Annotated in this window: 18 protein-coding genes; 9 read left to right on the forward strand and 9 right to left on the reverse strand. The window is 69.7% G+C overall.

What is annotated here, in order from left to right; translation table 11 throughout:
* Window positions 1-45 precede the first annotated feature (45 nt).
* Together ABZ904_RS25905 and ABZ904_RS25910 are read left to right on the forward strand one after the other, a co-directional pair.
* Window positions 46-474 carry a universal stress protein gene (locus ABZ904_RS25905; protein WP_360995216.1) on the forward strand — a complete coding sequence of 143 codons (429 nt, stop codon included), beginning with the start codon at window positions 46-48 and terminating at the stop codon, window positions 472-474.
* 184 nt (window positions 475-658) lie between these two features.
* A complete protein-coding gene (locus tag ABZ904_RS25910) occupies window positions 659-1,510 on the forward strand; it encodes an NmrA/HSCARG family protein (protein ID WP_361825725.1) in 852 nt (283 codons plus the stop codon).
* A gap of 190 nt (window positions 1,511-1,700) precedes the next feature.
* Here ABZ904_RS25910 and ABZ904_RS25915 read toward each other — a convergent pair whose 3' ends face one another.
* Window positions 1,701-2,705, reverse strand: coding sequence for an aldo/keto reductase family protein (locus ABZ904_RS25915; protein ID WP_359400528.1), 1,005 nt, complete (start codon window positions 2,703-2,705; stop codon window positions 1,701-1,703).
* 377 nt (window positions 2,706-3,082) lie between these two features.
* Here ABZ904_RS25915 and ABZ904_RS25920 point away from each other — a divergent pair, with 377 nt between their 5' ends.
* Window positions 3,083-4,000 carry an SGNH/GDSL hydrolase family protein gene (locus tag ABZ904_RS25920; RefSeq protein WP_361825727.1) on the forward strand — a complete coding sequence of 306 codons (918 nt, stop codon included), beginning with the start codon at window positions 3,083-3,085 and terminating at the stop codon, window positions 3,998-4,000.
* Between the two features lie 115 nt (window positions 4,001-4,115).
* Here the strand turns inward: ABZ904_RS25920 and ABZ904_RS25925 are convergent, their stop codons facing one another.
* The gene (locus ABZ904_RS25925; RefSeq protein WP_361825729.1) at window positions 4,116-4,667 is read right to left on the reverse strand and encodes a DUF4232 domain-containing protein; all 552 of its coding nucleotides are present in this window, start codon (window positions 4,665-4,667) and stop codon (window positions 4,116-4,118) included.
* A gap of 465 nt (window positions 4,668-5,132) precedes the next feature.
* Between ABZ904_RS25925 and ABZ904_RS25930 the strand changes: the two genes are divergently transcribed.
* Complete coding sequence (locus ABZ904_RS25930; protein ID WP_361825731.1) at window positions 5,133-6,641, forward strand: lysyl oxidase family protein; 1,509 nt, start codon at window positions 5,133-5,135, stop codon at window positions 6,639-6,641.
* A gap of 321 nt (window positions 6,642-6,962) precedes the next feature.
* On the opposite strand, the gene ABZ904_RS25935 is transcribed toward ABZ904_RS25930, so the two are convergent.
* The 5 genes from ABZ904_RS25935 to ABZ904_RS25955 all read right to left on the reverse strand — a co-directional run bounded on the left by ABZ904_RS25935 (window position 6,963) and on the right by ABZ904_RS25955 (window position 11,691).
* Window positions 6,963-8,204, reverse strand: a complete 1,242-nt coding sequence (locus ABZ904_RS25935; RefSeq protein WP_361825733.1) for an acyltransferase — start codon at window positions 8,202-8,204, stop codon at window positions 6,963-6,965.
* 451 nt (window positions 8,205-8,655) lie between these two features.
* Complete coding sequence (locus ABZ904_RS25940) at window positions 8,656-9,900, reverse strand: PP2C family protein-serine/threonine phosphatase (RefSeq protein WP_361825735.1); 1,245 nt, start codon at window positions 9,898-9,900, stop codon at window positions 8,656-8,658.
* Window positions 9,901-10,040: 140 nt separating this feature from the next.
* Window positions 10,041-10,184 (reverse strand): hypothetical protein, encoded by a 144-nt coding sequence (locus ABZ904_RS25945; protein ID WP_359400510.1) that lies wholly within the window; start codon window positions 10,182-10,184, stop codon window positions 10,041-10,043.
* Between the two features lie 250 nt (window positions 10,185-10,434).
* The gene (locus tag ABZ904_RS25950) at window positions 10,435-10,848 is read right to left on the reverse strand and encodes an SRPBCC family protein (protein ID WP_361825737.1); all 414 of its coding nucleotides are present in this window, start codon (window positions 10,846-10,848) and stop codon (window positions 10,435-10,437) included.
* Window positions 10,849-11,019: 171 nt separating this feature from the next.
* Window positions 11,020-11,691 (reverse strand): TetR/AcrR family transcriptional regulator C-terminal domain-containing protein, encoded by a 672-nt coding sequence (locus tag ABZ904_RS25955; protein WP_361825739.1) that lies wholly within the window; start codon window positions 11,689-11,691, stop codon window positions 11,020-11,022.
* Between the two features lie 101 nt (window positions 11,692-11,792).
* Between ABZ904_RS25955 and ABZ904_RS25960 the strand changes: the two genes are divergently transcribed.
* The 4 genes from ABZ904_RS25960 to nrfD all read left to right on the forward strand — a co-directional run bounded on the left by ABZ904_RS25960 (window position 11,793) and on the right by nrfD (window position 18,310).
* Window positions 11,793-12,854, forward strand: coding sequence for an NAD(P)-dependent alcohol dehydrogenase (locus tag ABZ904_RS25960; protein WP_361825741.1), 1,062 nt, complete (start codon window positions 11,793-11,795; stop codon window positions 12,852-12,854).
* A gap of 97 nt (window positions 12,855-12,951) precedes the next feature.
* On the forward strand, window positions 12,952-16,242 hold the full coding sequence (gene fdh / locus ABZ904_RS25965; RefSeq protein ID WP_359400498.1) for a formate dehydrogenase: 3,291 nt from the start codon (window positions 12,952-12,954) through the stop codon (window positions 16,240-16,242).
* On the forward strand, window positions 16,239-17,258 hold the full coding sequence (locus tag ABZ904_RS25970) for a 4Fe-4S dicluster domain-containing protein (protein WP_359400495.1): 1,020 nt from the start codon (window positions 16,239-16,241) through the stop codon (window positions 17,256-17,258). Before fdh ends, ABZ904_RS25970 begins: the two co-directional genes overlap by 4 nt.
* A complete protein-coding gene (gene nrfD / locus ABZ904_RS25975; RefSeq protein ID WP_361825743.1) occupies window positions 17,255-18,310 on the forward strand; it encodes an NrfD/PsrC family molybdoenzyme membrane anchor subunit in 1,056 nt (351 codons plus the stop codon). The genes ABZ904_RS25970 and nrfD overlap by 4 nt, the downstream gene beginning before the upstream one ends.
* Before the next feature lie 95 nt (window positions 18,311-18,405).
* Here the strand turns inward: nrfD and ABZ904_RS25980 are convergent, their stop codons facing one another.
* Together ABZ904_RS25980 and ABZ904_RS25985 are read right to left on the reverse strand one after the other, a co-directional pair.
* The gene (locus ABZ904_RS25980) at window positions 18,406-19,626 is read right to left on the reverse strand and encodes a transposase (RefSeq protein ID WP_361825745.1); all 1,221 of its coding nucleotides are present in this window, start codon (window positions 19,624-19,626) and stop codon (window positions 18,406-18,408) included.
* A gap of 248 nt (window positions 19,627-19,874) precedes the next feature.
* Window positions 19,875-20,579 (reverse strand): TetR/AcrR family transcriptional regulator, encoded by a 705-nt coding sequence (locus tag ABZ904_RS25985; RefSeq protein ID WP_361825747.1) that lies wholly within the window; start codon window positions 20,577-20,579, stop codon window positions 19,875-19,877.
* 133 nt (window positions 20,580-20,712) lie between these two features.
* On the opposite strand from ABZ904_RS25985, the gene ABZ904_RS25990 reads away from it, so the two are divergent.
* The gene (locus tag ABZ904_RS25990; RefSeq protein WP_361825749.1) at window positions 20,713-21,930 is read left to right on the forward strand and encodes a saccharopine dehydrogenase C-terminal domain-containing protein; all 1,218 of its coding nucleotides are present in this window, start codon (window positions 20,713-20,715) and stop codon (window positions 21,928-21,930) included.
* The last annotated feature ends 41 nt before the right edge of the window (window positions 21,931-21,971 follow it).

Genomic DNA, 21,971 nt, shown 5'->3' on the forward strand with positions numbered 1-21,971 from the left:
GACCGTCGGTGCCCCGCCGTCTCTTCACCTCAAGGAGAAGCCCGCATGTTCCAGCGTATTCTGCTGGCCGTCGACCCGACCCCGCTGCCGCAGGGTTCGCTCGACACCGTCACCACTCTCGCCCAGAAGTTCGACAGCACGGTGCACGTCCTCCACATCGCCACCACCGCGCCGGTCGGCACCGTCGTCATGCCGCTGGAGGACGAGAAGGAAGCCCAGCAGGTGCTCGACGAGGCCCTCGCAGCTCTGCGTGACGCCGGTGTCAGCGCCGAGGGCGAACTGCTCGGTGAGTTCATCACCGAGGTCGCCCCCGCGATCACCGCCGCCGCCGAGCGGGTGGGCGCCGACCTGCTCGTGCTCAGCCCCCACCACCGCAGCACCTTCGCCGCCTGGTTCAACCCCCGTGTCTCCGACGCCGTGAGCCACGCCACCCACGTCCCCGTCCTCCTGCTCCCTGAGACCGACGAGGCCTGACCTCCCGCCGCCGGGCCTGCCGCCACAGGTCCGCGGTACGGGCGCCTCGCTCCCGGGCCGGGTCCCGGTGGTACGCGGTGAGGCTGCCGCGCCGCTGTGCACGTCGCCAGACGTCGAGCGATAGCGTTGGTACCGCTGGCTCATGACCCATCGCCGCGCGTACCTGTGCAGGAGGACTCCCCCGATGGTCGACGAACCCATCCTGGTGCTTGCGGCGACCGGCGGTCAGGGCAGAGCCGTGACCGACGCCCTCCTTGGCCGCGGCGCCCCCGTCCGGGCACTGGTCCGTGACACCGGCCACAGGAGAGCACGTGAACTGGCTGACCGGGGCGTCGACGTGGTGGCGGGATCCCTTGGCGACCGCACGTCGCTCGCCGCCGCGATGAACGGGGTCAGAGGGGTCTTCGCGTTCACGACTCCCTTCGAGGCCGGCGTGGAGGCCGAGGTGGCCCAGGGGCGGGCGATCCTGGCCGCGGCGAGCGAGAAACGCGTGCCGCATCTCGTCTTCAGCTCGGTGGCCGGGGCCGACCAGGACAGCGGCGTACCGCATTTCGAGAGCAAGGCACGCATCGAGCAGGAGCTGGCTTCCGGCGATGTGCCGTACACGATCCTCGGCCCGACGTATTTCTTCGACAACGCCCTGGGCGGAGCGGAACGCATCCGCACTGGGATTCTCGACCTGCCGCTGCCTGCCGACAGGCCGTTGCAGCAGCTCGCCCGGCCCGATCTCGGCGCCTTCGCGGCCGAGGTGCTGCTGAGCCCCGCCGCGTACACGGAACGGCGTATCGAACTGGCCGGTGACGCACCCACGCCCGCACAGATGGCGGCCGCGCTGAGCGCCGCCCTGGGACACGAAGTCCGCCACGAGCAAGTACCGCTCGAGGCGATCGAGAGTCCAGACATGCATGCGATGTGGACGTTTCTCAACGGTCCGGGCTACCGCGTGGACGTCCCCGCGCTGCATGCCGCCGCACCGCACATCCACTGGACGCGGTTCGCCGACTGGGCCGGCGACGCGTTCGCGGCCGTCCGCTGAACGCCAACCCGCCCAGCCGGTCCACAGGCCGGAACAGAACCTAGCGTTCCGCGCAGTGGTGAGCCGGCCGCGGCGGGCACGCCGGCCAAGTCGCCCACTCGGCGTGGTCTTACGAGCCGCTGCCAGGCACACCGCGACGTCCTCCCGGCCCTTGGCCGGGAAGACGTCGAAGCGTGAGGGCGCCGGTGCCTCAGGGGCGACGCTCGGGCACGTTGTCGTGGACCCGCTTGGGGTCGGTGACCGCGACCGGCTCCAGGACCTCCTCGATGCGGGCCATCAGGTCGGCATCGAGCACGACACCGGCCGCCTTGGCGTTCTCCGCGACCTGCTGCGGCCGCGACGCGCCGATGATGGCCGCCGAGACGTTGGGATTCTGCAGCACCCAGGCCACGGCCAGTTGTGCGAGGGAGAGCCCGGCGTCGGCAGCGAGCGGCTGGAGCTGCTGAACGGCTTCCAGCACGTCATCGCGGAGCCAGCGGGCGATCATGTTGGCGCCGCCCTTGGCATCGGTGGCGCGGGAGCCCTCCGGCGGCTGCTGACCGGGCGTGTACTTGCCCGTCAGCACACCCTGCGCGATCGGCGAGAACACCACCTGGCCGATGCCCAACTCCTCGCAGGCGGGCACGACCTCTCCTTCGATGACCCGCCACAGGGCGTTGTACTGCGGCTGGTTGGACACCAGCGGGATACGCAGCTCTCGCGCCAGGGCGTGCGCACGCCGGATCTGCTCCGCCGGCCACTCCGAGACACCGATGTAGTGGGCCTTGCCCGAGTGGACGATGTCGGCGAACGCCTCCATCGTCTCCTCCAGCGGCGTGGCGACGTCGTACCGGTGGGCCTGGTACAGGTCCACGTAGTCGGTCCGCAGACGGCGCAGCGACCCCTCGATCGACTCCATGACGTGCTTGCGCGACAGCCCGCGGTCGTTGCGGCCCGGCCCGGTGGGCCAGAAGACCTTGGTGAAGATCTCCAGTCCCTCACGGCGCTCGCCCTTCAGCGCGTCGCCCAGAACCGACTCGGCCCGAGTCGCGGCGTAGGCGTCAGCCGTGTCGAAGGTGGTGATGCCCACGTCGAGCGCGGCGCGCACGCATGCGGTCGCCGCCTCCGCCTCCACCTGCGAACCATGGGTCAGCCAGTTGCCATAGGCGATCTCGCTGATGATCAGGCCACTGCGGCCGAGGTGACGGTATTCCATTCGGGCCAATCCTTTACGGGCATGTGCGGAGCCATCGGCACCGCCGAGTGCACGTCCCCGCGGACTGTCCTGGGCGGGGCAGCCCAGGAGCGTCTTCTGTTTGGGCACTCGGCAGCGACTCTCATCAGATCACTTCGCGCCCGGCTGCGACAGCATGTGCCTACTACTGCTGAACATACTCTGCGCAGGGTCACCCACTTCAAGTGGTCCCGGCGGACCCGGCCTCTCGTCGGTGCGGGTGGCACCCCCGCCCAGTTGCCCCGTTCACGACTCTGGCACGCGGGACATACCGAACGGTATACAAGCCCAATCGAACGCGCGAGAGCCGTCCTTGGTGCGGTTCCGCGTGCCGGCCTGGCTTCAGGGGGAGGACCTGCATGGCGAACGACACCCATCCTGGCGAAGCTGCGAGACGTCGCTCCTGGCCGCTCACGGCGGGGGCGGCGCTCGGCGGCTGCGTCCTCGTCGCCGCTTCGGCGGTACCCGCCTCGGCGCATGGCGTGGGGCACGGCCGTGACACGCAGTACGTGTCACTCGGGGACTCCTACACCTCGGGCCCCCTCATCCCGCAGCAGGTGGACGCGGCCTGCGCCCGCTCCGACCACAACTACCCCTCCATCGTGGCAGCGGAGCGCGAAGTGACCGCGTTCAAGGACGCGAGCTGCGGCGGAGCGACGACCGAGGACATGTGGAAGCCGCAGGGCACCAATCCCCCTCAGCTGAACGCGGTGCAACGGGACACCGATCTGGTGACCGTCCAGATCGGCGGCAACGACATCGGTTTCGGCTCCATCATCGCCACCTGCGCGGGCCTCAGTTCCACGGACGTGACGGGAAACCCGTGTCAGCGCCACTACGCCACGTCCGGTTTCGACCAGCTGGCGCTGAACATCGTGCAGACGGCGCCGAAGGTCGACCGTGTGCTGCGGGCTGTGCGCGCCAAGGCGCCGCACGCCCGTGTGCTCGTCGTCGGCTACCCGGACCTGCTGCCCGACGACGGCAGCGGTTGCTATCCCTCGGTCCCGTTCGCGTCGAAGGACTTTCCCTATCTGCGGGACACCGAGAAGCGCCTGAACCTGATGCTTCGCCTGGTGGCCCAGTGGAATCACGCCGAGTACGTGGACACCTACGGGCCCACACAGGGGCATGACATGTGCAAGGCGCCCGCGGACCGCTGGATCGAACCATTGCAGCCCGCCTCGCCGGCGGCCCCCGCGCACCCCAACGCCAAGGGTGAACAGGCCATGGCGAGTGCCGTGCTGGCCCGCCTGGACAAGGGTCGCGGACGCGACTGATCGGTGCGACACCGTGGTGGACCCACGGCCTGTGCCGTTCGTCTGCCGGAACTCGCAAACCGATCCGCAGCCACCGGCCGATCGCCCGGCCGGTGGCTGCGGATCCTCGCGCGTGTCAGGCACCTGCCGCCCGGAAGGCGGTGGCACGAATGCTCTGGCCACAGAGCGCGAAGTCGCCGCCGTCATCCGGAGCCAACTGCTGCTTGCCACCCGCGACGCCCACCACGATCGAGGGCGCTGCGAAAGGTGTGGCGCCGGAGGCGCAGTACCCGTCCGCCTCACCCAGGACCGGCGTGAAGGTGAGCTGCGTCGAGGCCCGGCCGCCGACCGCCAATTGCACCGGCGCCGATGAGCCCTGACGGATCACATTGAGGGGCTTGTTCTTGTCCGGTGAGCCCAGGCCCGCCAGAGCCACCGTGGGAAAGCCCGTCAGCGTGCAGGGCTTCGAACCCTTGTTGACGACGGTGATCCCGATCTGGGTGCCCCCGATGCGCCGCGCACTGTTCGCAACGACCTGAGCGCTCGTGCACGAGGGAACCGAGGCCCGCTGAGGAGCGCCGACGTCCGCTGCGGCCGCAACGCCGGCGCCCGCCGGCAGGCCCGCGGACGCGGCCGCCGCCAGCAGCACAGAGACCAGGCGCAGGCGACTTCTCGTGGTGCGATTCATGGGTTGTCCTCCCGCGGTGTACGGGGCCGCCTCCATGTCCTGCGGCGGCCGACGCAAGGAGGAGTGGGACCGGATCGTCACGCGTTGAACGACATGCGTCTCGATCCCCACCTCCGCTGTCAGCGTCTCCCAGCGTCGCATCAAGCTCCGCCATCGGCCATCCGGGAACCCGGCCTGCCCCTTGCCTCAGGCGCCCCACGGCAGGCGCCGGACCTGAGCGGCAGCCCGATTCGGTTACAGGGGGATCGGGGACCTCAAGAGGCCGTCGGCGAGCGCGGCGTACATGGACGCGCCGCATGGGACTCCAGCGAACCGGAAACGGTAACAACCCGACATTCACGGCGACTTACGGGTGACAGGCAACCCAAAGCGTCTTCTCACACTTTTCACAAGTGCCGCACAGGAATCACTGCGGCAACTGCACGAGGCACACAGCAGAGTCGGACCACGCAGAACGAGGAACCGATGACCAGACACCGTCCTCAAGCCGTACGCCGTTCGGCGCTCGTCGCCGCCGCGGCCCTCACCGTCGCCGCCGCCGGCGCGGTCGCCGCACCGGGAGCCACAGCGGCCGCCCCGGCCGGCACGCCGAAGCTCACAATCATCACCGCATCGAACGCGGTGACCGTCGACCGCTGGGAAGGTGAACCGGGGGTCTATCTGGACCTCGGCACCTACATCACCGTCGACGGAGGTCCCTTCGAGTTACGGGTGACGCGCAAGTCCTACAACGACCCCGTCGTCGCGTCGCAGATCATCCACTCCGGGACCAAGACCCTCACCAAGGCCCTGCCGACCGGCCTGGTGAAGGACTTCTCCGGCCTGCCGGACTTCCTCCAGGTCAGCATCAGCGACCGGTCGGGAGCGAAGGTGGCGGACACGACGCAGTCGTTCTGCCCGAACACCCGGGCCGGCCGCATCCGGCCCGACGCACCGTCCACCTCGAAGTTCCCGGACAGCTGTTCCGACAATCCGTTCGCGCTCGGCTCAGTGTGGGGCGTCGAGAAGGGCTGGGCGGCGGCCACGTCCCCGGGACTCAGGCAGCAGCAGCCGATCGACCTCTCCCCCGGCGTCTACACCGCCACGATCTCGGTGGCCAAGAAGTACCGTGACGTGTTCGGCATCCCCGCGCAGTCCCGGACGGTCAAGGTGACGGTCCGCAGCCAGACCGGTGAAGGGCAGGGGCCGGCCGGTGGCGGCCACGCCCACAGGGAGACCTTCAAGAGCGCGAAGCCGGCCGCCAGGCGTCCGGCGGGCCGGGCGGGCATCCCCGCCAACACGCCGAAGCCCGATCTCCGCGCCCTGCCCGCCTACGGCATCGCCATCACCGACGGCGAGGACGGGGACGTCCCGGGCAAGGACTACCTGGCCTTCAGCGCCACCGTCTGGAACGGCGGGCCCTCGCCGCTGGTCGTCGACGGGTTCCGCAGCCCCGGCAAAGAGAAGATGGACGCGTACCAGTACTTCTACGACGCCAAGGGCAAGCAGGTCGGGTACACGCCCACCGGCACCATGGAGTGGGACCCCCGAGAAGGCCACCAGCACTGGCACTTCAGCGACTTCGCCAGCTACCGACTGCTCGGCGCCGACAAGAAGGAGATCGTCCGGAGCGGCAAGGAGGCCTTCTGCCTGGCCAACACCGACGCGATCGACTACACGGTGAAGAACGCCGACTGGCACCCGTACAACACCGACCTCGCGACCGCCTGCGGTGAGGAGACCTCCGTCTCGGTGCGCGAGGTGCTCGATGTCGGCAACGGCGACACCTACACCCAGATCCGGCCCGGTCAGTCCTTCGAGATCACGGACCTGCCGAACGGCACCTACTACATCCAGGTCATCGCCAACCCCGACAACCGGCTCAAGGAACAGAGCACGGCGAACAACGTCACCTACCGCAAGGTGGTCCTCGGCGGAACGCCTGGCGCCCGCACGGTGACCGTGCCGAAGTACGGCCTCATCGACGCACCCTGACATCCCGGCGGGCGGAGGCCGACCCGGCCTCCGCCCGCTTGCGCAGCACACCCTGCACGGGGAGTTGCCTCTGCTCGCGGGTGGCGGCCCGGGATGACCGTGCCGAAGTCCCTCAGGCTCCGCCGCCTCCCCCCAGCGGACCGGGGCGATCTGCCGGGACGTGATCGTGATCAGTTCGGCCGTGTGAGGAGCTTCGCGCCGAGTCGACCGAAGCGCGGAAGGGCGCTCCTACGGCCTCGGGTGCACGCTCTGTGGTGCGGGCAGCAGACGGCCGAGGGGCGCCCCGCGCGTTCGCGGGCGCCCCTCGGCCGTGTCCTTGGTTCAGGCCGGGTTGCCGGCGTTGCGCAGTCGCGCGAAGGACGAGTCGAGGCCCTTCTTCATGAGCCGCGCCACAGGCCGCTCCACCAAGCGGTGGACGAGGTAGCTCAGCACCAGGAAGCCGCTGATCACGACGATGAGCAGAAGCCTGGCGTCCATCGTGTCCCGCAGGCGGTTGATCAGCGTCGTGCCCGCCGCGTAGTGCATCAGATAGAGCGGATACGTCATCGTCCCCGCCGTGACGAGCCACTTCCAGCGGACGCGGTCCGTCATGCCGAGCGAGATGCCGACCATGACCAGCAGGAACACCGTGAAGATCACCAGGCTCCCCCGCCAGCTGGAGACGTGCTCGACCTCGTCGATCCGGGACCCCAGCTCCCTCTGTCCCATGAGCCATGCCATGCCGAGGATGCCCCACAGAAGCAGGTCCTGACCGAACCGGTGCATGAGGTAGAGGGCCAGCCCCGCGATGAAGAACCAGGCGCCGTCCGGATTGGCGACCAGCTCCAGCAGCGGGAACCCGGACACCGGTGCGAGCATCGCGACCGCGCCCCATACGCAGCAGAAAAGGACGACCTTCCGGTAGGTCAGCCCGGTGGCGACGACGAGCAGGAAGAGCAGGTAGAACCGCAGTTCGGACCAGAGGGTCCAGTACACGCCGTCCACGTTCGCGACGCCAGAACCCGTCTGCAGCATCGTGAGGTTGAGCAGCAGTTCGCGCGGTTGCAGCCGCCCCCAGACACCCGGCAGCACCGTCAGCACGAGCGTCGTGAACACGATGGCGAACCAGTACGCCGGATAGAGCCGGATCACCCGGGAAATGAAGAACTGCCGCGGGGTACGCCCCCAGCAGGACATGCAGATCACGAACCCGCTGATGACGAAGAAGATCTCGACGCCGATCCATCCGTAGGAGGCGAACCGGAAGACCGTCGGCATGATCTCGGACACCGGGCGGCCCCAGTACCGGTTGTTCTCGTGGTTCATCCGATTCGTACCGGCATAGTGGTGGACCGCCACCATGAGCGCCGCAAACAGACGGATTCCGTCGATGGCGTACAGCCGGCGTCCCGCGCGGTCGCCGGCGGCGCGCTTCTGCGCCGCCGTCGATTTCTGCGGGGGCTGTGGCGACCGGTCGGCCACGGAGAGCGGAGGCAGTGGTTGCTGCAATCCGTTCGGTGTTCTCTGTCCGGGTATGAGCGAACCCCCATAGGACACCGGCGGTCTCTCGTCCCCACCGCGCATCAGTACCTACCCATCCTCACAAGCCAGCCCGGGCCCGTCGGCCACCGTACGGTTCACATACGACCGCTTGAAGGTGAACAGAAATGAACATCCTGACGAGGCGGAGACACATTCGCCTCGACAGCCTCCGACGTTTCGCTCGGCGTTACGCCGCCGTTCAGCCGGCAGACGTGCCCGATCCGTGAACGCCCGCCGATCCCCCACCGCCATCGCTGCCGATCGGCGCCCCGTACCCTCACAACGGTCAGGTGAACCTACCGGTCTGCAACCGATGATGACAACGTTCACGATGCAACCACTCGGCGCCGCCCGGGTCGGCCTCCCGCCAACTCAGGCGATTACCGAGCAAACACGCCACATCAGAACTCCGCGCCGTGGAACGTGAAGGCCTTCGGGCCGAGTCCGTGGTGCCGCGCTGTCGGTCATGCCGGCCGAGGCCGGGTCCGCCGCGTCACCGGGAGGAACCGGCCGCGCCCCAGCCGAGGCTCTGGCCGGCGTGTGCCGTCTCGCCACCCGCTTCCTTCGCTTCGGGGCCGAAGCACGATCCGCTGGACCGCACCACCCGCCCGAGGTGGTGGCCGGGCTGCCGGCCGACGGCACGACGGATGGCGATGAGGGCGACGTCATCGCCGAGACGGCGGGCGGTGTGCGCGAGCAGATCGCGTCTGATGTGGTGGAGCAGGGCCTCGGGCCCGTCCTCGACCCACTGGGCGGTGCGTTCCGCGAACGGGTAGAAGGCGCCGTTCCGGTCGCGGGCCTCGATGACGCCGTCGGTGTAGAGCAGCAGGGTGTCGCCGGGGCCGAAGGGCAGCACGTCGAGGCTGTACACGTCGGCCCCGGTCATCCCGACGCCGAGCGGAGGCGCGGGCGTGAGGTCCGGGACCGTCACGGCGCGGCCCGGACCGAGCAGCAGAGGGGCCACATGTCCGCAACTGGTCACCCGGATGACGGGGTCGTCGTCCGGGATCTCCAGCAGAAGAGCGGTGGCGAAGCGTTCGCCGGTCTCCTCGTCGGGTTCGAAGTCGCTGAGGTAGCGGGCGACGCTCCGCTCCAGGGCGGCGGCCAGTTGGGGCAGCGTGGCGTGCAGATGGGCGGCCTCACGGAAGGCGCCGAGCACGAGGGCCGCCTCGCCGACGGCAGGCAGCCCTTTGCCGCGGACGTCGCCGATCATCACGCGGACCGCACCCTCGGTGCGGGCGGCGGCGTACAGATCACCCCCGATCTCGGCCTCGTCCTCGGCCGCAAGGTAGAGGCATGCGAGGTGCAGCGAACCGATCCGGGTCGGCAACGGCCACAGCAGGACGTGCTGGGCGGCCTCGGCGACCGACCGCACCTGGGCGAGCTGGCGTCCACGCCGATCGCGTAGCACGCACATGATCACGACCACGGACGTCAGCACCCCGAGGGCGATGACCTCGACGATCACGTTCCGCGAGAACAGCGCGTGGGAGCGCCACCCGATGAACGCCTGCGCGGCCATGGCCAGCGTTCCCACGGCCCCGGTCGTCCACGGGCCGTCGAACCACGCGGTGAGGGCGGGCGCGATCACCAGAAGCGGTCCGAGGACGATGTCGGCCGGGGCAATGATGTCCGCGACCGAGATCAGGACAATGAGCACCACTGGAATGACCAGCAGTATGACTTTCGACTGCCACGGCCGCTCGAGGCTGGAAAAGCCTCGCTGCCACAAGCCCATGCCTCCCACAGTGCACCACGGTGGAGCGGCTTGCGAGTGAAAGGAGCGGTCGACGGAGCGATCCCGCCGAACTCGGCCGGCAACCGCGTGCGTCGCAGCGGTTGCCACCGGTCAGCGGTGCGACGGCCCGGATACCCGGATCACTCGGATGTCGCCTGCTCCGGGATTGTCTCTTCTCTCAGGACCGGTTGTTCCGGCGGTGGGAAGAGGAAATTCTCCAGGGCGTCCAGAGCGAACATGACCAGAAGGAGTATCACCGGGACAAGCAGGGCTATGAGGATCACGGTGCCCCCTAGTGCAGCAGTGATCAGAACGGCGCTCCATTGGCAACAGTTCCAGCCTCAGCATGGGGCCGAACGGAGTACTCCGCATGCCGGGAATCGGAAGCTTGTAGGCCAATTGGGTGGCGTCTTCTCGTCAGGATGCGGGTCCGGGCGCAAGGCGCGATTCTGGGATCTGCGCCATGCCGTTTCCGCTGGTGAGAAGCGTGGGATCCCAGGGGCTGCCGATGATTCCGGCGGCGGGATCGGACTGTCAGCCGGGAGTGTTCTCGGCCCTCAGCCGCACTTGCTCCTCCAGTCGCCTCAGGCTGCTGTCGAGGGCCTCGTGCACGGAGCTCTCGCCCGGGTCATGGCGGTCGTCGAAGAACGACAGATGCACGGTCACTTCACTGGTTCCGCTGCCGATGCCCGCAACCTGGAGCCAACCGGCGTAGGACCCCTCGTCGCGGGTGCCCCACTCGATGCGCATCTGCTCGGGCCGTGCCTTCAGCAGCGCGGACGTGTCCCGCTCGGCGAGATCGTCATGCACGGTGACGGCGGGCGGGACCTCGGCATGCACGTGCAGTGCGGTCGGCAGCCAGTCCTCGAGTTGGTCGACGTCGGCGGCTTGGTCGAAGACCTTCTCGGGCAGTGCCGGCATGGTGCGTGAACGTTCGTACTCGGACATCAGGCACCCCTCCTCGTCTCGGGACCGGAGAGAAGGGACGAGTCCCCTTTCTGTCGCAGATGAAGCCTTCGCTGCCGGCCGACATCCGCGGACCCCTGCTGCCGCGGGCGGGCGGACCGCAGTACGGGCACACCATGTCGCCCGGGGTGCCGCGGACGCTCCACGGCGGCCCTACGCCCTGCCACCGGCCCTCTCGATGCCGTCGAGGATCAGGTCGAGCCCGAATGCGAACTCGTCGCCGTAGTCGTAGCCGGGGCGGAGGACGTGCTCGGTCGCCAGCTCGGTCAGGTGCGGGTAGTGCTCGGCGGCCTGCGTCAGGATGGCCTGCGCCAGATCAGCCGTCTCACCTGGGGTGTCGAACGGCAAGTTGCGCTCCTGCAGAGCGAATCCGTAGATGTAGCTGTCGAGGGCGGAGTAGGCATGCGCTGTCAGCGCGACGGAGAAGCCGGCCCTGCGCAGGCACCCGATGACCGCGTCGTGATGCCGCAGCGTCGTGGGGCCGGGGGAGGTCCGCGACTCCATCAGACCGATCGCCCAGCGGTGCCGGGACAGGACCAGGCGCACCGAGATCGCCCGACGGCGCAGCGCCGTCTTCCAGTCGCCCTCAGGGGACGGAAGCTCGATCTCCTCGAAAACCAGGTCGATCATGCCGTCGAGCAGGTCTTCCTTGTTGGCGACGTGCGTGTAGAGAGACATCGCCTCGACGCCGACCGCCTCGCCGAGTTTGCGCATGGTGAGCGCCTCGATCCCGCTCTCGTCGGCCAGCGCGACAGCGGCGTGGAGCACCTTCTCGCGGCTGAGGGGGACACGGGGCGCCCGGTCACGACCGGTGCGCGGGGTCATCGGCGTTCTTCCGTCTTCACCTTGACAACCTTACTGGGTAAGGAAGAACCTTACGACGTAAGGATCCAGACGCTGAGACTCCCAGGACCAGGAGCGTCCCGATGCAGCCCACGTCGCTCGACTCCCCCAGCGGGCCGGCCGCCACAGCCCCCCGCGCGACCACGATGCGGTCGATCGTGCAGGACCGGTACGGGCCGGAGCCCGAGGACGTCCTGCGGACGGCGGAGATCGCCCGGCCGGCGATCAGGCCGGACGAGGTGCTGGTGAAGGTGCACGCGGCCGGCGTGGACCGCGGCACCTGGCACATCATGGCCGGGCTGCCCTATCCGATCCGGCTGGCAGGGTTCGGCCTTCGCAGGCCCAAGAACCCCAGCCCGGGGCGCGCTTTCGCCGGGACCGTCGAAGCCGTGGGCGCCTCCGTGACGGGCGTCGCGACGGGCGACGAGGTGTACGGCACGTGCAACAGCTCGTTCGCCGAGTACGCCTGCGTCCGGGCCGACAGGCAGTCCGCCAAGCCTGCGACTCTCTCCTTCGACCAGGCGGCCGCCGTCCCCATCTCCGGCGTCACCGCCCTGCAGGCCGTTCGCGACCACGGCCGGGTGCGGCCGGGACAACAGGTGCTCGTCGTCGGGGCGTCGGGAGGCGTGGGAACGTTCGCCGTGCAGATCGCCAAGGCATACGGAGCCGAGGTCGCGGCCGTGTGCAGTACCGCCAAGGCCGACCTGGTCCACGCCCTCCGCGCCGACCGGGTCATCGACTACACCCGTGAGGACTTCGCCGACGGCCGGCACCGCTACGACGTCGTCCTCGACATCGGAGGCAACCGCCGGCTGTCGGATCTCCGCCGCACTCTGACGCCGAAGGGACGCCTCGTCATCGTCGGGGGCGAGAACGGCGGTCGCTGGCTCGGCGGCGTCGACCGCCAGCTCCGGGCTCAACTGCTGTCCCCTTGGACCGCTCAGACCCTCGGCACCTTCGTCGCGTCGGAGAACGCCGACGACCTGGCATCCCTGTCCGGCCTCATCGAGGGCGGCAAGGTCTCACCGGTCATCGACCGGGTCTACCCGCTCAGCGAGACCGCCGCGGCCATCCGGCACCTGCTGGACGGTCGGACCCGCGGCAAGCTCGTGATCACCCTCCGGTCCGCGGGCGACCGTATCTGAGTATCTGCGGCGGCCGGCCGCGCGCGCCTCGACTTGCGGACGGCCACCCCGGCGGTAGCGTCTGCTGGTGACCGCCACCGCACGAAGGAGCAGGTGCATGGGCCTGGAACGGTGGATCCAAGCGTGGCCGGTGTACCGCCAGATCACGGGGGCGGACCGGCTGGGCCGGGGCAAGGCCGCCCAGTCGAAGCGCTCGGCTGGCCTGAGACCCCGCGTCGACGAGGCGGACCGGGTCGCGGACTCGGTCTGCCCCTACTGCGCGGTGGGCTGCGCGCAGCGCGTCTACGTCAAGGACGAGCGGGTCATCCAGATCGAGGGCAACCCGCACAGCCCGATCTCGCGTGGCCGCCTGTGCCCCAAGGGCTCGGCCAGCAAGCAGCTCGTGACCGGCCCGCAGCGTGAGCAGAAGGTGCGGTACAGGCCCCCGTACGCCACCGAGTGGCAGGAACTGGACCTGGAGACGGCCGTTGACATGGTGGCCGACCGGATGCTGGACGCGCGCCGCAAGGGCTGGCAGGACACCGACGAGGCCGGTAACACGCTCCGGCGCACCATGGGTTTCGCGGGCCTGGGCGGCGCCACGCTCGACAACGAGGAAAACTACCTGATCAAGAAGCTGTTCACCGCTCTCGGTGCGCTTCAGATCGAGAACCAGGCGCGTATTTGACACTCCGCCACCGTTCCCGGTCTGGGAGCTTCGTTCGGACGTGGCGGCGCCACCGACTACCAGCAGGACCTGATCAACGCCGACTGCATCATCATCATGGGCTCGAACATGGCCGAGGCCCATCCGGTCGGGTTCCAGTGGGTGATGGAGGCCAAGGCGCGCGGCGCCAGGGTCATCCACATCGACCCCCGGTTCAGCCGCACCAGTGCGCTGGCCGACCAGCACGTCACGCTGCGCGCCGGCACCGACATCGCCTTCCTCGGCGGCGTGATCAACCACATCCTGTCCAACGGCCTGGAGTTCCGTGAGTACGTGAGGGCGTACACCAATGCGGGATGCCTCCTGAGCGAGCGGTATCAGGACACCGAGGACCTGGACGGCCTGTTCAGTGGCTACGACCCGCACACCGCCTCGTACGACCCGTCGAGCTGGGCGTACGAGAGCATCCAGGCCGAGGAGCACGCGGGCGACCGGAACAAGGAGCAGTCCGCGCCGTACCAGCACGGCGCCGGCGGCCCGGCCGTCGAGGGATGCTCCGGCGATGTCGCGTCCGATCCGGACCTCGCGCATCCCCGCAGTGTGTTCCAGGTGCTCAAGCGGCACTTCTCCCGCTACACGCCCGAGATGGTGGAGCGGATCTGCGGGGTGCCCCAGGACCTGTTCCTGGACGTGTGCCGCGCCTGGACGCAGAACTCCGGCCGGGAGCGCACCACCGCACTGGTGTACAGCGTCGGCTGGACCCAGCACTCCGTCGGCGTCCAGTACATCCGGGCGGGTGCGATCGTCCAGCTCCTGATGGGCAACATCGGCCGTCCCGGCGGCGGCATCTACGCGCTGCGCGGGCACGCCAGCATCCAGGGCTCCACCGATATCCCGACCCTGTTCAACCTCCTGCCCGGCTATCTGCCGATGCCGGACACCACCCACGAGAACCTGGCGACCTATCTGAACGGAGTCCGCCACCCCAAGCAGAAGGGGTACTGGGGCAACGCCGACTCCTACATGATCTCCCTGCTCAAGGAGTACTGGGGCGACGCGGCGACCGCAGAGAACGACTACTGCTTCGACTACCTGCCGCGGATCAACGGCGACCACGGCACGTACCGCACCGTGATGGACATGGTCGACGGGAAGGTCTTCGGCTACTTCCTGCTCGGCCAGAACCCGGCGGTCGGATCGGCCCACGGCCGGCTGCAGCGCCTGGGCATGGCGAACCTCGAGTGGCTGGTGGTGCGCGACCTCACGATGATCGAGAGCGCCTCGTTCTGGAAGGACGCTCCCGAGATCGAGACCGGCGAGATCGTCACCGAACGCTGCCCCACGGAGGTGTTCTTCTTCCCGGCCGCCTCGCACGTGGAGAAGGCCGGCACGTTCACCCAGACGCAACGGATGCTGCAATGGCGGGACCAGGCCGTCGAACCGAGCGGGGACCAGCGCTCGGAACTGTGGTTCTTCTACCAGCTCGGCCTGCGCATCAAGGAGAAGCTCTCCGGCTCGACCGACGAACGCGACCGCCCGGTCCTCGACCTCGCCTGGGACTACCGGACCGAGGGCGGCGAACCGTCCCCGGCGGACGTGCTGCGCCACATCAACGGGATCGACCTGCGCACCGGCCGGACGGTCGACAGCTACCTCGACCTCAAGGACGACGGCTCCACCTCCTGCGGCTGCTGGATCTACAGCGGGGTCTACGCCGACGAGGTCAACCAGGCCCGCCGCCGCAAGTCGCGGCTGGAACAGGGTCCGTACGACGCGGAGTGGGGCTGGACCTGGCCGCTGAACCGGCGCGTCCTGTACAACCGGGCCTCCGCCGATCCGCAGGGGCGGCCCTGGAGCAAGCGCAAGGCCCTCGTGTGGTGGGACGAGGAGCGCCACGAGTGGACCGGACACGACATTCCGGACTTCGAGAAGAACAAACCGCCCGACTACCGACCGCCGGAGGGGGCATCGGGGCCGGAGGCGCTCTCCGGCAGCGACGCGTTCATCATGATGGCCGACGGCAAGGGCTGGCTGTTCGCCCCGGCCGGGCTGGCCGACGGCCCGCTGCCCACCCACTACGAGCCTGCGGAGTCCCCGCTGCGGAACCTGCTCTACGGCCAGCAGGGCAATCCGGTGCGGAAGGTGTACGGGCGTCCCGACAACCCGTCCAACCCCGCTCCGCCCGAGGCGCACCACGAGGTGTTCCCCTTCGTGTTCACCGCCTCGCGGCTCACCGAGCACCACACCGCGGGCGGCATGAGCCGGCAACTGCCGTACCTCTCGGAGCTTCAGCCGGAACTCTTCGTGGAGGTGTCACCGGAGCTCGCCTCCGAACGCGGTCTGCGCCACCTTGACCGGGCACATGTGATCACGAGCCGGACCGCGGTGGACGCCCGCGTGGTCGTCACCGACCGGATGGCGCCGCTGCGGGTCGACGGCCGGATCATCCACCAGGTCTGGATGCCCTACCACTGGGGCTCCACGGGGCTCACTCGCGGCGACGTGGTCAACGACCTGATCGGCGTGGTGGCCGACCCCAATGTGCTCATCCAGGAGAGCAAGGTACTGACCTGCGACATCCGCCCCGGACCCCGGCCTCGGGGCCCCGCCCTGCTGGAGTACGTGAAGGAGTACCGCCGCCGGGCCGGGATCACACCGGCGACCGGCACCCGCATCCTGACGACCGGTGCCGACCAGAGCCCGGCCCACACCGAACCGGGCCGTCCGGAGGAGTCCTCATGACGGACAAGCACAGCCTCTACGGGCCGCTCGAGGACCCCGCGGCGGACGCCGGCCACAGCGACCCGCCGCCCCGCGTGGGCTTCTTCACGGACACCTCCGTGTGCATCGGCTGCAAAGCGTGCGAAGTGGCGTGCAAGGAATGGAACGACGTCCCGGAGGACGGCATCGAGCTGCTCGGCATGTCGTACGACAACACCGGCATGCTCGGCGCGAGTTCCTGGCGGCACGTCGCGTTCGTGGAGCAGGAGCGCCCGCTGGGACGGCAGGACCCGGGGCTGTCCGGACTTCCCACGGGCCCCTCCAGCACCGAGGCCACCGCGGAGGTGGTCGCGGACGCCGTGCGCGACTCCCCGCGCGGCGGCGGCGAGCTGGGCACCGGCCCGGTCGACCTCGGGTTCCCCTCCTTCGAACTGCCCGGAGCCACCGCCGGTGCGGAGACCCGTACCCAGTTCCGCTGGCTGATGGCCTCCGACGTGTGCAAGCACTGCACGCACGCCGGCTGTCTCGACGTCTGCCCCACGGGAGCGCTCTTCCGCACGGAGTTCGGCTCGGTCGTGGTGCAGCCCGACATCTGCAACGGCTGCGGCTACTGCGTGTCCGGCTGCCCGTACGGGGTCATCGACCGCCGGCCCGACGACGGGCGCGCCTGGAAGTGCACCCTGTGCTACGACCGGCTGCGCGGCGACCTGGAGCCGGCCTGCGCCAAGGCCTGTCCGACGGACTCCATTCAGTTCGGGCCGCTCGACGAGCTGCGCGAGCGCGCCGACCGACGGCTGGAGCAACTGCACGAGGCGGGCGTGAGCGAGGCGCGGCTGTACGGGCGGGACCCCGACGACGGCGTGGGCGGCGACGGAGCCTTCTTCCTGCTGCTCGACGAGCCGGAGGTGTACGGCCTGCCACCGGATCCCGTCGTACCCACGCGTGACCTGCCGTCCATGTGGAAGTACGCCGGTGTGGCGGCCTCGGGCCTGCTGGCCGCGTCCGTCGCCGTCTTCCTGAAAGGAGGCGGGCGATGACCGAAGAGGACGGAGTCCCGCGTGAGCCGCGCAGCGACACGCACGCCGACGACGCCCGCGCACTCACGTTCGGCTCGGGCGGCCGCGGCGGCGCGGGCCACGAGGGGTCCGCCGTGCCGCGCACGGACTTCCGCTCGTACTACGGCCGGCCGGTGCTGAAGCCGCCGGTGTGGGAGTGGAAGGTGCCGGCCTATCTGTTCGCCGGCGGGCTCTCGGCGGGGGGCGCCCTGCTCGCGGCCGGCGCCGACGTCACGGGACGCCCGGAGCTGCGCCGGTGGTGCCGCCTGGGCGGCTTCGGCGCACTGCTGGCGAGCAGCTACTTCCTGATCGCGGACCTCGGCCGGCCCGAGCGGTTCCACCACATGCTCCGGGTCGCGAAGCCGAGTTCACCGATGTCCGTCGGCACCTGGATCCTCATGGCCTACAGTCCCGGCATCAGTCTTGCCGCCACGGCGGAGCTGCTGCCCGCCACCCTGCGGAGCAGCCTGCCCGGGCGGCTGCTGCACAAGGCGGCCCGCCCGGCCGGGATGTCCTCGGCGGCGATGGCACCGGCGCTCGCCGCCTACACGGCGGTACTGCTGTCCCAGACGGCCGTGCCAGCCTGGCATGAGGCCCGTCAGGAGCTTCCCTTCGTATTCACCGGGTCGGCTGCCGCCAGCGGTGGCGGTCTGGGGATGCTCGTGGCCCCCGTGGACGAGGCAGGCCCCGCCCGGCGACTGGGCGCGGTGGGGGCGGCGGTCGAACTCGTCGCGGCCCGGCTGATCGATCGCCGGCCGGGTCTGGTACCCAAGGCCTACACCACCGGACGGGCCCATCGTCTGCGCCAGGCATCGGAGTGCCTCACTCTCGGCGGAGCACTCGCCGCCGTGACGGTCGCCCGGCGCAGCCGCGCGGCAGCGGTGGCGGCCGGACTGTCGCTGCTCGCCGGCAGCGCCCTGCAGCGCTTCGGCACCTTCGAGGCGGGAGTCGCGTCCACGAAGGACCCCGCCTACGTCGTGGTCCCGCAACGTGAACGCCTGAACGCCGCGGCCGGCGAGCGACACGCACATTGAAGGCTCCCCCCGCGGAAGGCGGGGGATTCCCGCCCGGCCTGGTGGCCGGACGCCCCCCGGCGGGGCGCCTTCGGGCGTGCGTGGGGATTTACGGCTCAGGCTGCCGCATGGGCCAGCGGCCCCGGCGGTCTTACGCCCTCGACACCGTCCGGGTTCCAACCTGCCCGGACCAGCATCACGCGGGCGGAGTTCTTATCCCTGGGGGATACGGCTCCGCACACGGTGCAGGCATAGGTTCGTTCGGAGAGAGGTAGTGCGTGCTTGGTTCTCGCTCCGCACTGCGCACAGTCCATCGTGGTGTGCGCCGGGTGCACGAGACGGACGTCTCGCGCGTGTTTGCGGCCCATCTCGAGCAGGGCGCGTTTGGTCGCTGCGATGGCGGCATCCGCCGCTTTGCGGGCCATGGTGGTCTTCGCGAGGAACTTCGGCCGGAAGTCCTCCACGGCAACGCCGTCATGACCGCGCATCACACGCTTGGCCCACCTGCGGGCGGTGTCCTCCCGCTGCCGAGCCACCTTCTTGTTCAGCTTCGCGGCCTGGGCTTGCGCCTGCCGGTAGCCGGCGGATGCGGGCTGTCCCTTCGGCCGGCGCCGCCGGGCCATCATCCGCTGGTACTTCGCAAGCCGCTGCGCGGCCCGCTTGCCGTGCTCGGCGTTCGGGAGGTCGTAGGCGTCATCGGTGGTGGTGGCGGTCTCCTTCACACCCCAGTCCACGCCCAGGAAGCGGCCGGTCTCAGAGAGCGGCTCGACCTGAGTCGGGAGGACGAAGGACGCGTACCAGTGGCCGAGGCTGTCCTGGTACACGCGCACACTGGACGGATCCGCGGGCAGCTCCCGCGACCACACCACCGTCAGGACGATCCCGCCCGCAAGGTGCAGACGACCGTCATCAAGCCGGAAGCCGCGCCGGGTGTAGTTCAAGCTCGGCCGCGCCTCCCGCTTCTTCTTCCACCTGGGCATCCCCGCCCGGCGGTGTGTCGGAAGCCGGTCCTTGATGTCCTTCAGGGCCTTCGCGCGGGACTTGGCGAAGTCGCGTATCACCTGCTGCTGAGGGACCGAAGCGCCCTCAGCGAGCCAGGGCGTCATCCTGCGGGCCTCGGTCAGCATCTTGTCGAGCTGCGCCGGGCCACACGTCAGCTTCTCGCCCGTTGCCCTGGCCTGCTGATACACGGCCTTCGACTTCGCCACACATTCGTTCCAGATCCACCGGCACCGGTCCCACTCGGCTTCAAGCTGACGCCGGGCCGTCGCGGACAGGCGCACACGGAAGGTGTACCGGGCATGCCCGGACACTTCCGTGTGCGCCTCTGTCGTCACGCACCTGAACCTACCCGGGAGGACTGACAGTTGAGAGCTCTTGATCATTATGGGCTGCCTCACGCCGACGTGGAGTGGACGCCGGATCGCCCTGGCGGCGATCCGGCTATCCCTGCCCTGCTCCGCAGGAGCCCGATTCCTCCCCGGCCTGAAAGCCGGGGCACCCTCGGAGGTCCCAGGTGAGCTCGGCCGACGGCGACGCCAGGCGAGAGGGCCCTCGGCCCGGCCGCCGAGCCGGGACCCGCTTGTCAGTGCAGTGCGGCCAGCCGGGCCGCCGCGCTGTCCAGCAGCATCTCCAGTGCCGTCGGGTAGGCGCTGGCGACCATCCGCGTGGCGAGAAGCGGAGCGGCCTCGGCGATGCGCGGGTGGGTCGCGGCGGGAAGCCGGGCGTACGTCGAGCGCCACATGCCCTCATCGGCGTGCAGAGCGGCCCTCGGCAGCGCCAGGGAGGCCGCGTCGAGCGCGGCGAAGGCGAGCGTCTGGTCGATGAAGGCGTGGTAGATCCGGACCGTGTCGGGCAGCGGGAACCCGGCCGTGCGCAGCACCTCCAGGACCGCCTCGTCGGCCGCCAGCTCGTTCGGCCGGCCGGTGACGCGGCTCGCCGTCAGCTGGGCCGCCTGCGGATGGGCCACATAGGCGGCATGGATCCGCAGTCCGACAGCACGCAGGTCCGCACGCCACTCCCCCGTCGCCTCCCAGCCCCGCAGCGCCTGCCCGATGAGAGCGTCGCCGATGGCGAGGGTGAGGTCGTCCATGCCGCGGAAGTAGCGGTAGAGCGTGCTCGGGTCGCAGTCGAGCGCCGTCCCGAGGCGCCGTGCGGTGAGTCCCGAGCTGCCGTGCTCGCGCAGCATCCGCAGCGCGGTCTCGACGATCAGGCTCTCTGACAGCACGGTGCCGCTCTTGGTGGGACGGCGCCGTCGCCGCCTCTCCTCGGGCACCACCTGCTTCGGCACCACATCCTCCTCGGTCGTCTCTTATGCCAACGCCATTGACCTTACGGGAACACCGGGCGTTGTATCTGCGGCCAAGGGCGCGCCTTGCCATCCGAGACACCGAAGCATCCAGAGACCGACAGGGAGTCTTGCCATGCGTGTACTGCTCGTGGGAGCCGGCGGCGTGGGCACCGCGATCACCAGGATCGCTGCCCGGCGTGCGTTCTTCGAGACGATGGTGGTCGCCGACTATGACCCGGCCCGTGCCGAGGCGGCCGTGGCGGCCCTCGGCGACGACGGCCGCTTCGTCGCGGAGTCCGTGGACGCGGGGGACGAGGCCGCGGTGGCCGCACTGCTGGCAAAGCACCACTGCGACGTGCTGGTCAACGCGACCGACCCGCGGTTCGTCATGCCGTTGTTCCAGGCGGCGCATACGGCCGGGGCCACCTACCTCGACATGGCGATGTCACTGTCCCGTCCGCACCCCGAACGGCCCTACGAGGAATGCGGGGTCAAGCTCGGCGACGCCCAGTTCGCGCAGGCCGACGAGTGGGAGAAGGAGGGCATGCTCGCGCTCGTCGGAATGGGCGTGGAGCCGGGCCTTTCGGACGTGTTCGCCCGCTACGCGGCCGATGAACTCTTCGACGAGATCGAGGAGATCGGCATCCGCGACGGCGCGAACCTCACCGTCGACGGCTATGACTTCGCACCGTCCTTCAGCATCTGGACCACGATCGAGGAGTGCCTCAACCCGCCCGTCGTCTACGAGGCCGGGCGGGGCTGGTTCACCACGGCACCGTTCAGCGAGCCCGAGGTGTTCGACTTCCCGGAGGGCATCGGCGAGGTCGAGTGCGTGAACGTGGAACACGAGGAGGTGCTGCTGGTCCCGCGCTGGGTGGACGCCCGCCGCGTCACCTTCAAGTACGGGTTGGGGCGGGAGTTCGTCGAGACGCTGAAGACACTCCACCTGCTCGGACTCGACCGCACCGATCCGGTGACGGTGCCGGGCCCGGCCGGTCCGGTCGCAGTCTCGCCGCGGGACGTCGTCGCGGCCTGTCTGCCGGACCCCGCGACGCTGGGTGAGCGCATGCGCGGCAAGACCTGCGCGGGCACCTGGGTGCGCGGCGCCAAGGGCGGGGCACCGCGCGAGGTGTATCTGTACCACGTGGTCGACAACCAGTGGTCCATGGCGGAGTACGGCTGCCAGGCCGTGGTGTGGCAGACGGCCGTCAACCCCGTGATCGCTCTGGAGCTGCTCGCCACGGGCGCCTGGTCCGGCTCGGGCGTCCTCGGCCCGGAGGCTTTCCGGCCTCGTCCGTTCCTGGAGCTGCTGACGGCTTACGGCTCGCCCTGGGGCATGCGCGAGCAGTGACCTCCCGGAGTGGCACTGCCGGCCGCGAACGCGTTCGCGGC

Origin of the sequence: Streptomyces sp. NPDC046900 (assembly GCF_040644975.1) — a bacterium.
GTDB lineage: Bacteria > Actinomycetota > Actinomycetes > Streptomycetales > Streptomycetaceae > Streptomyces.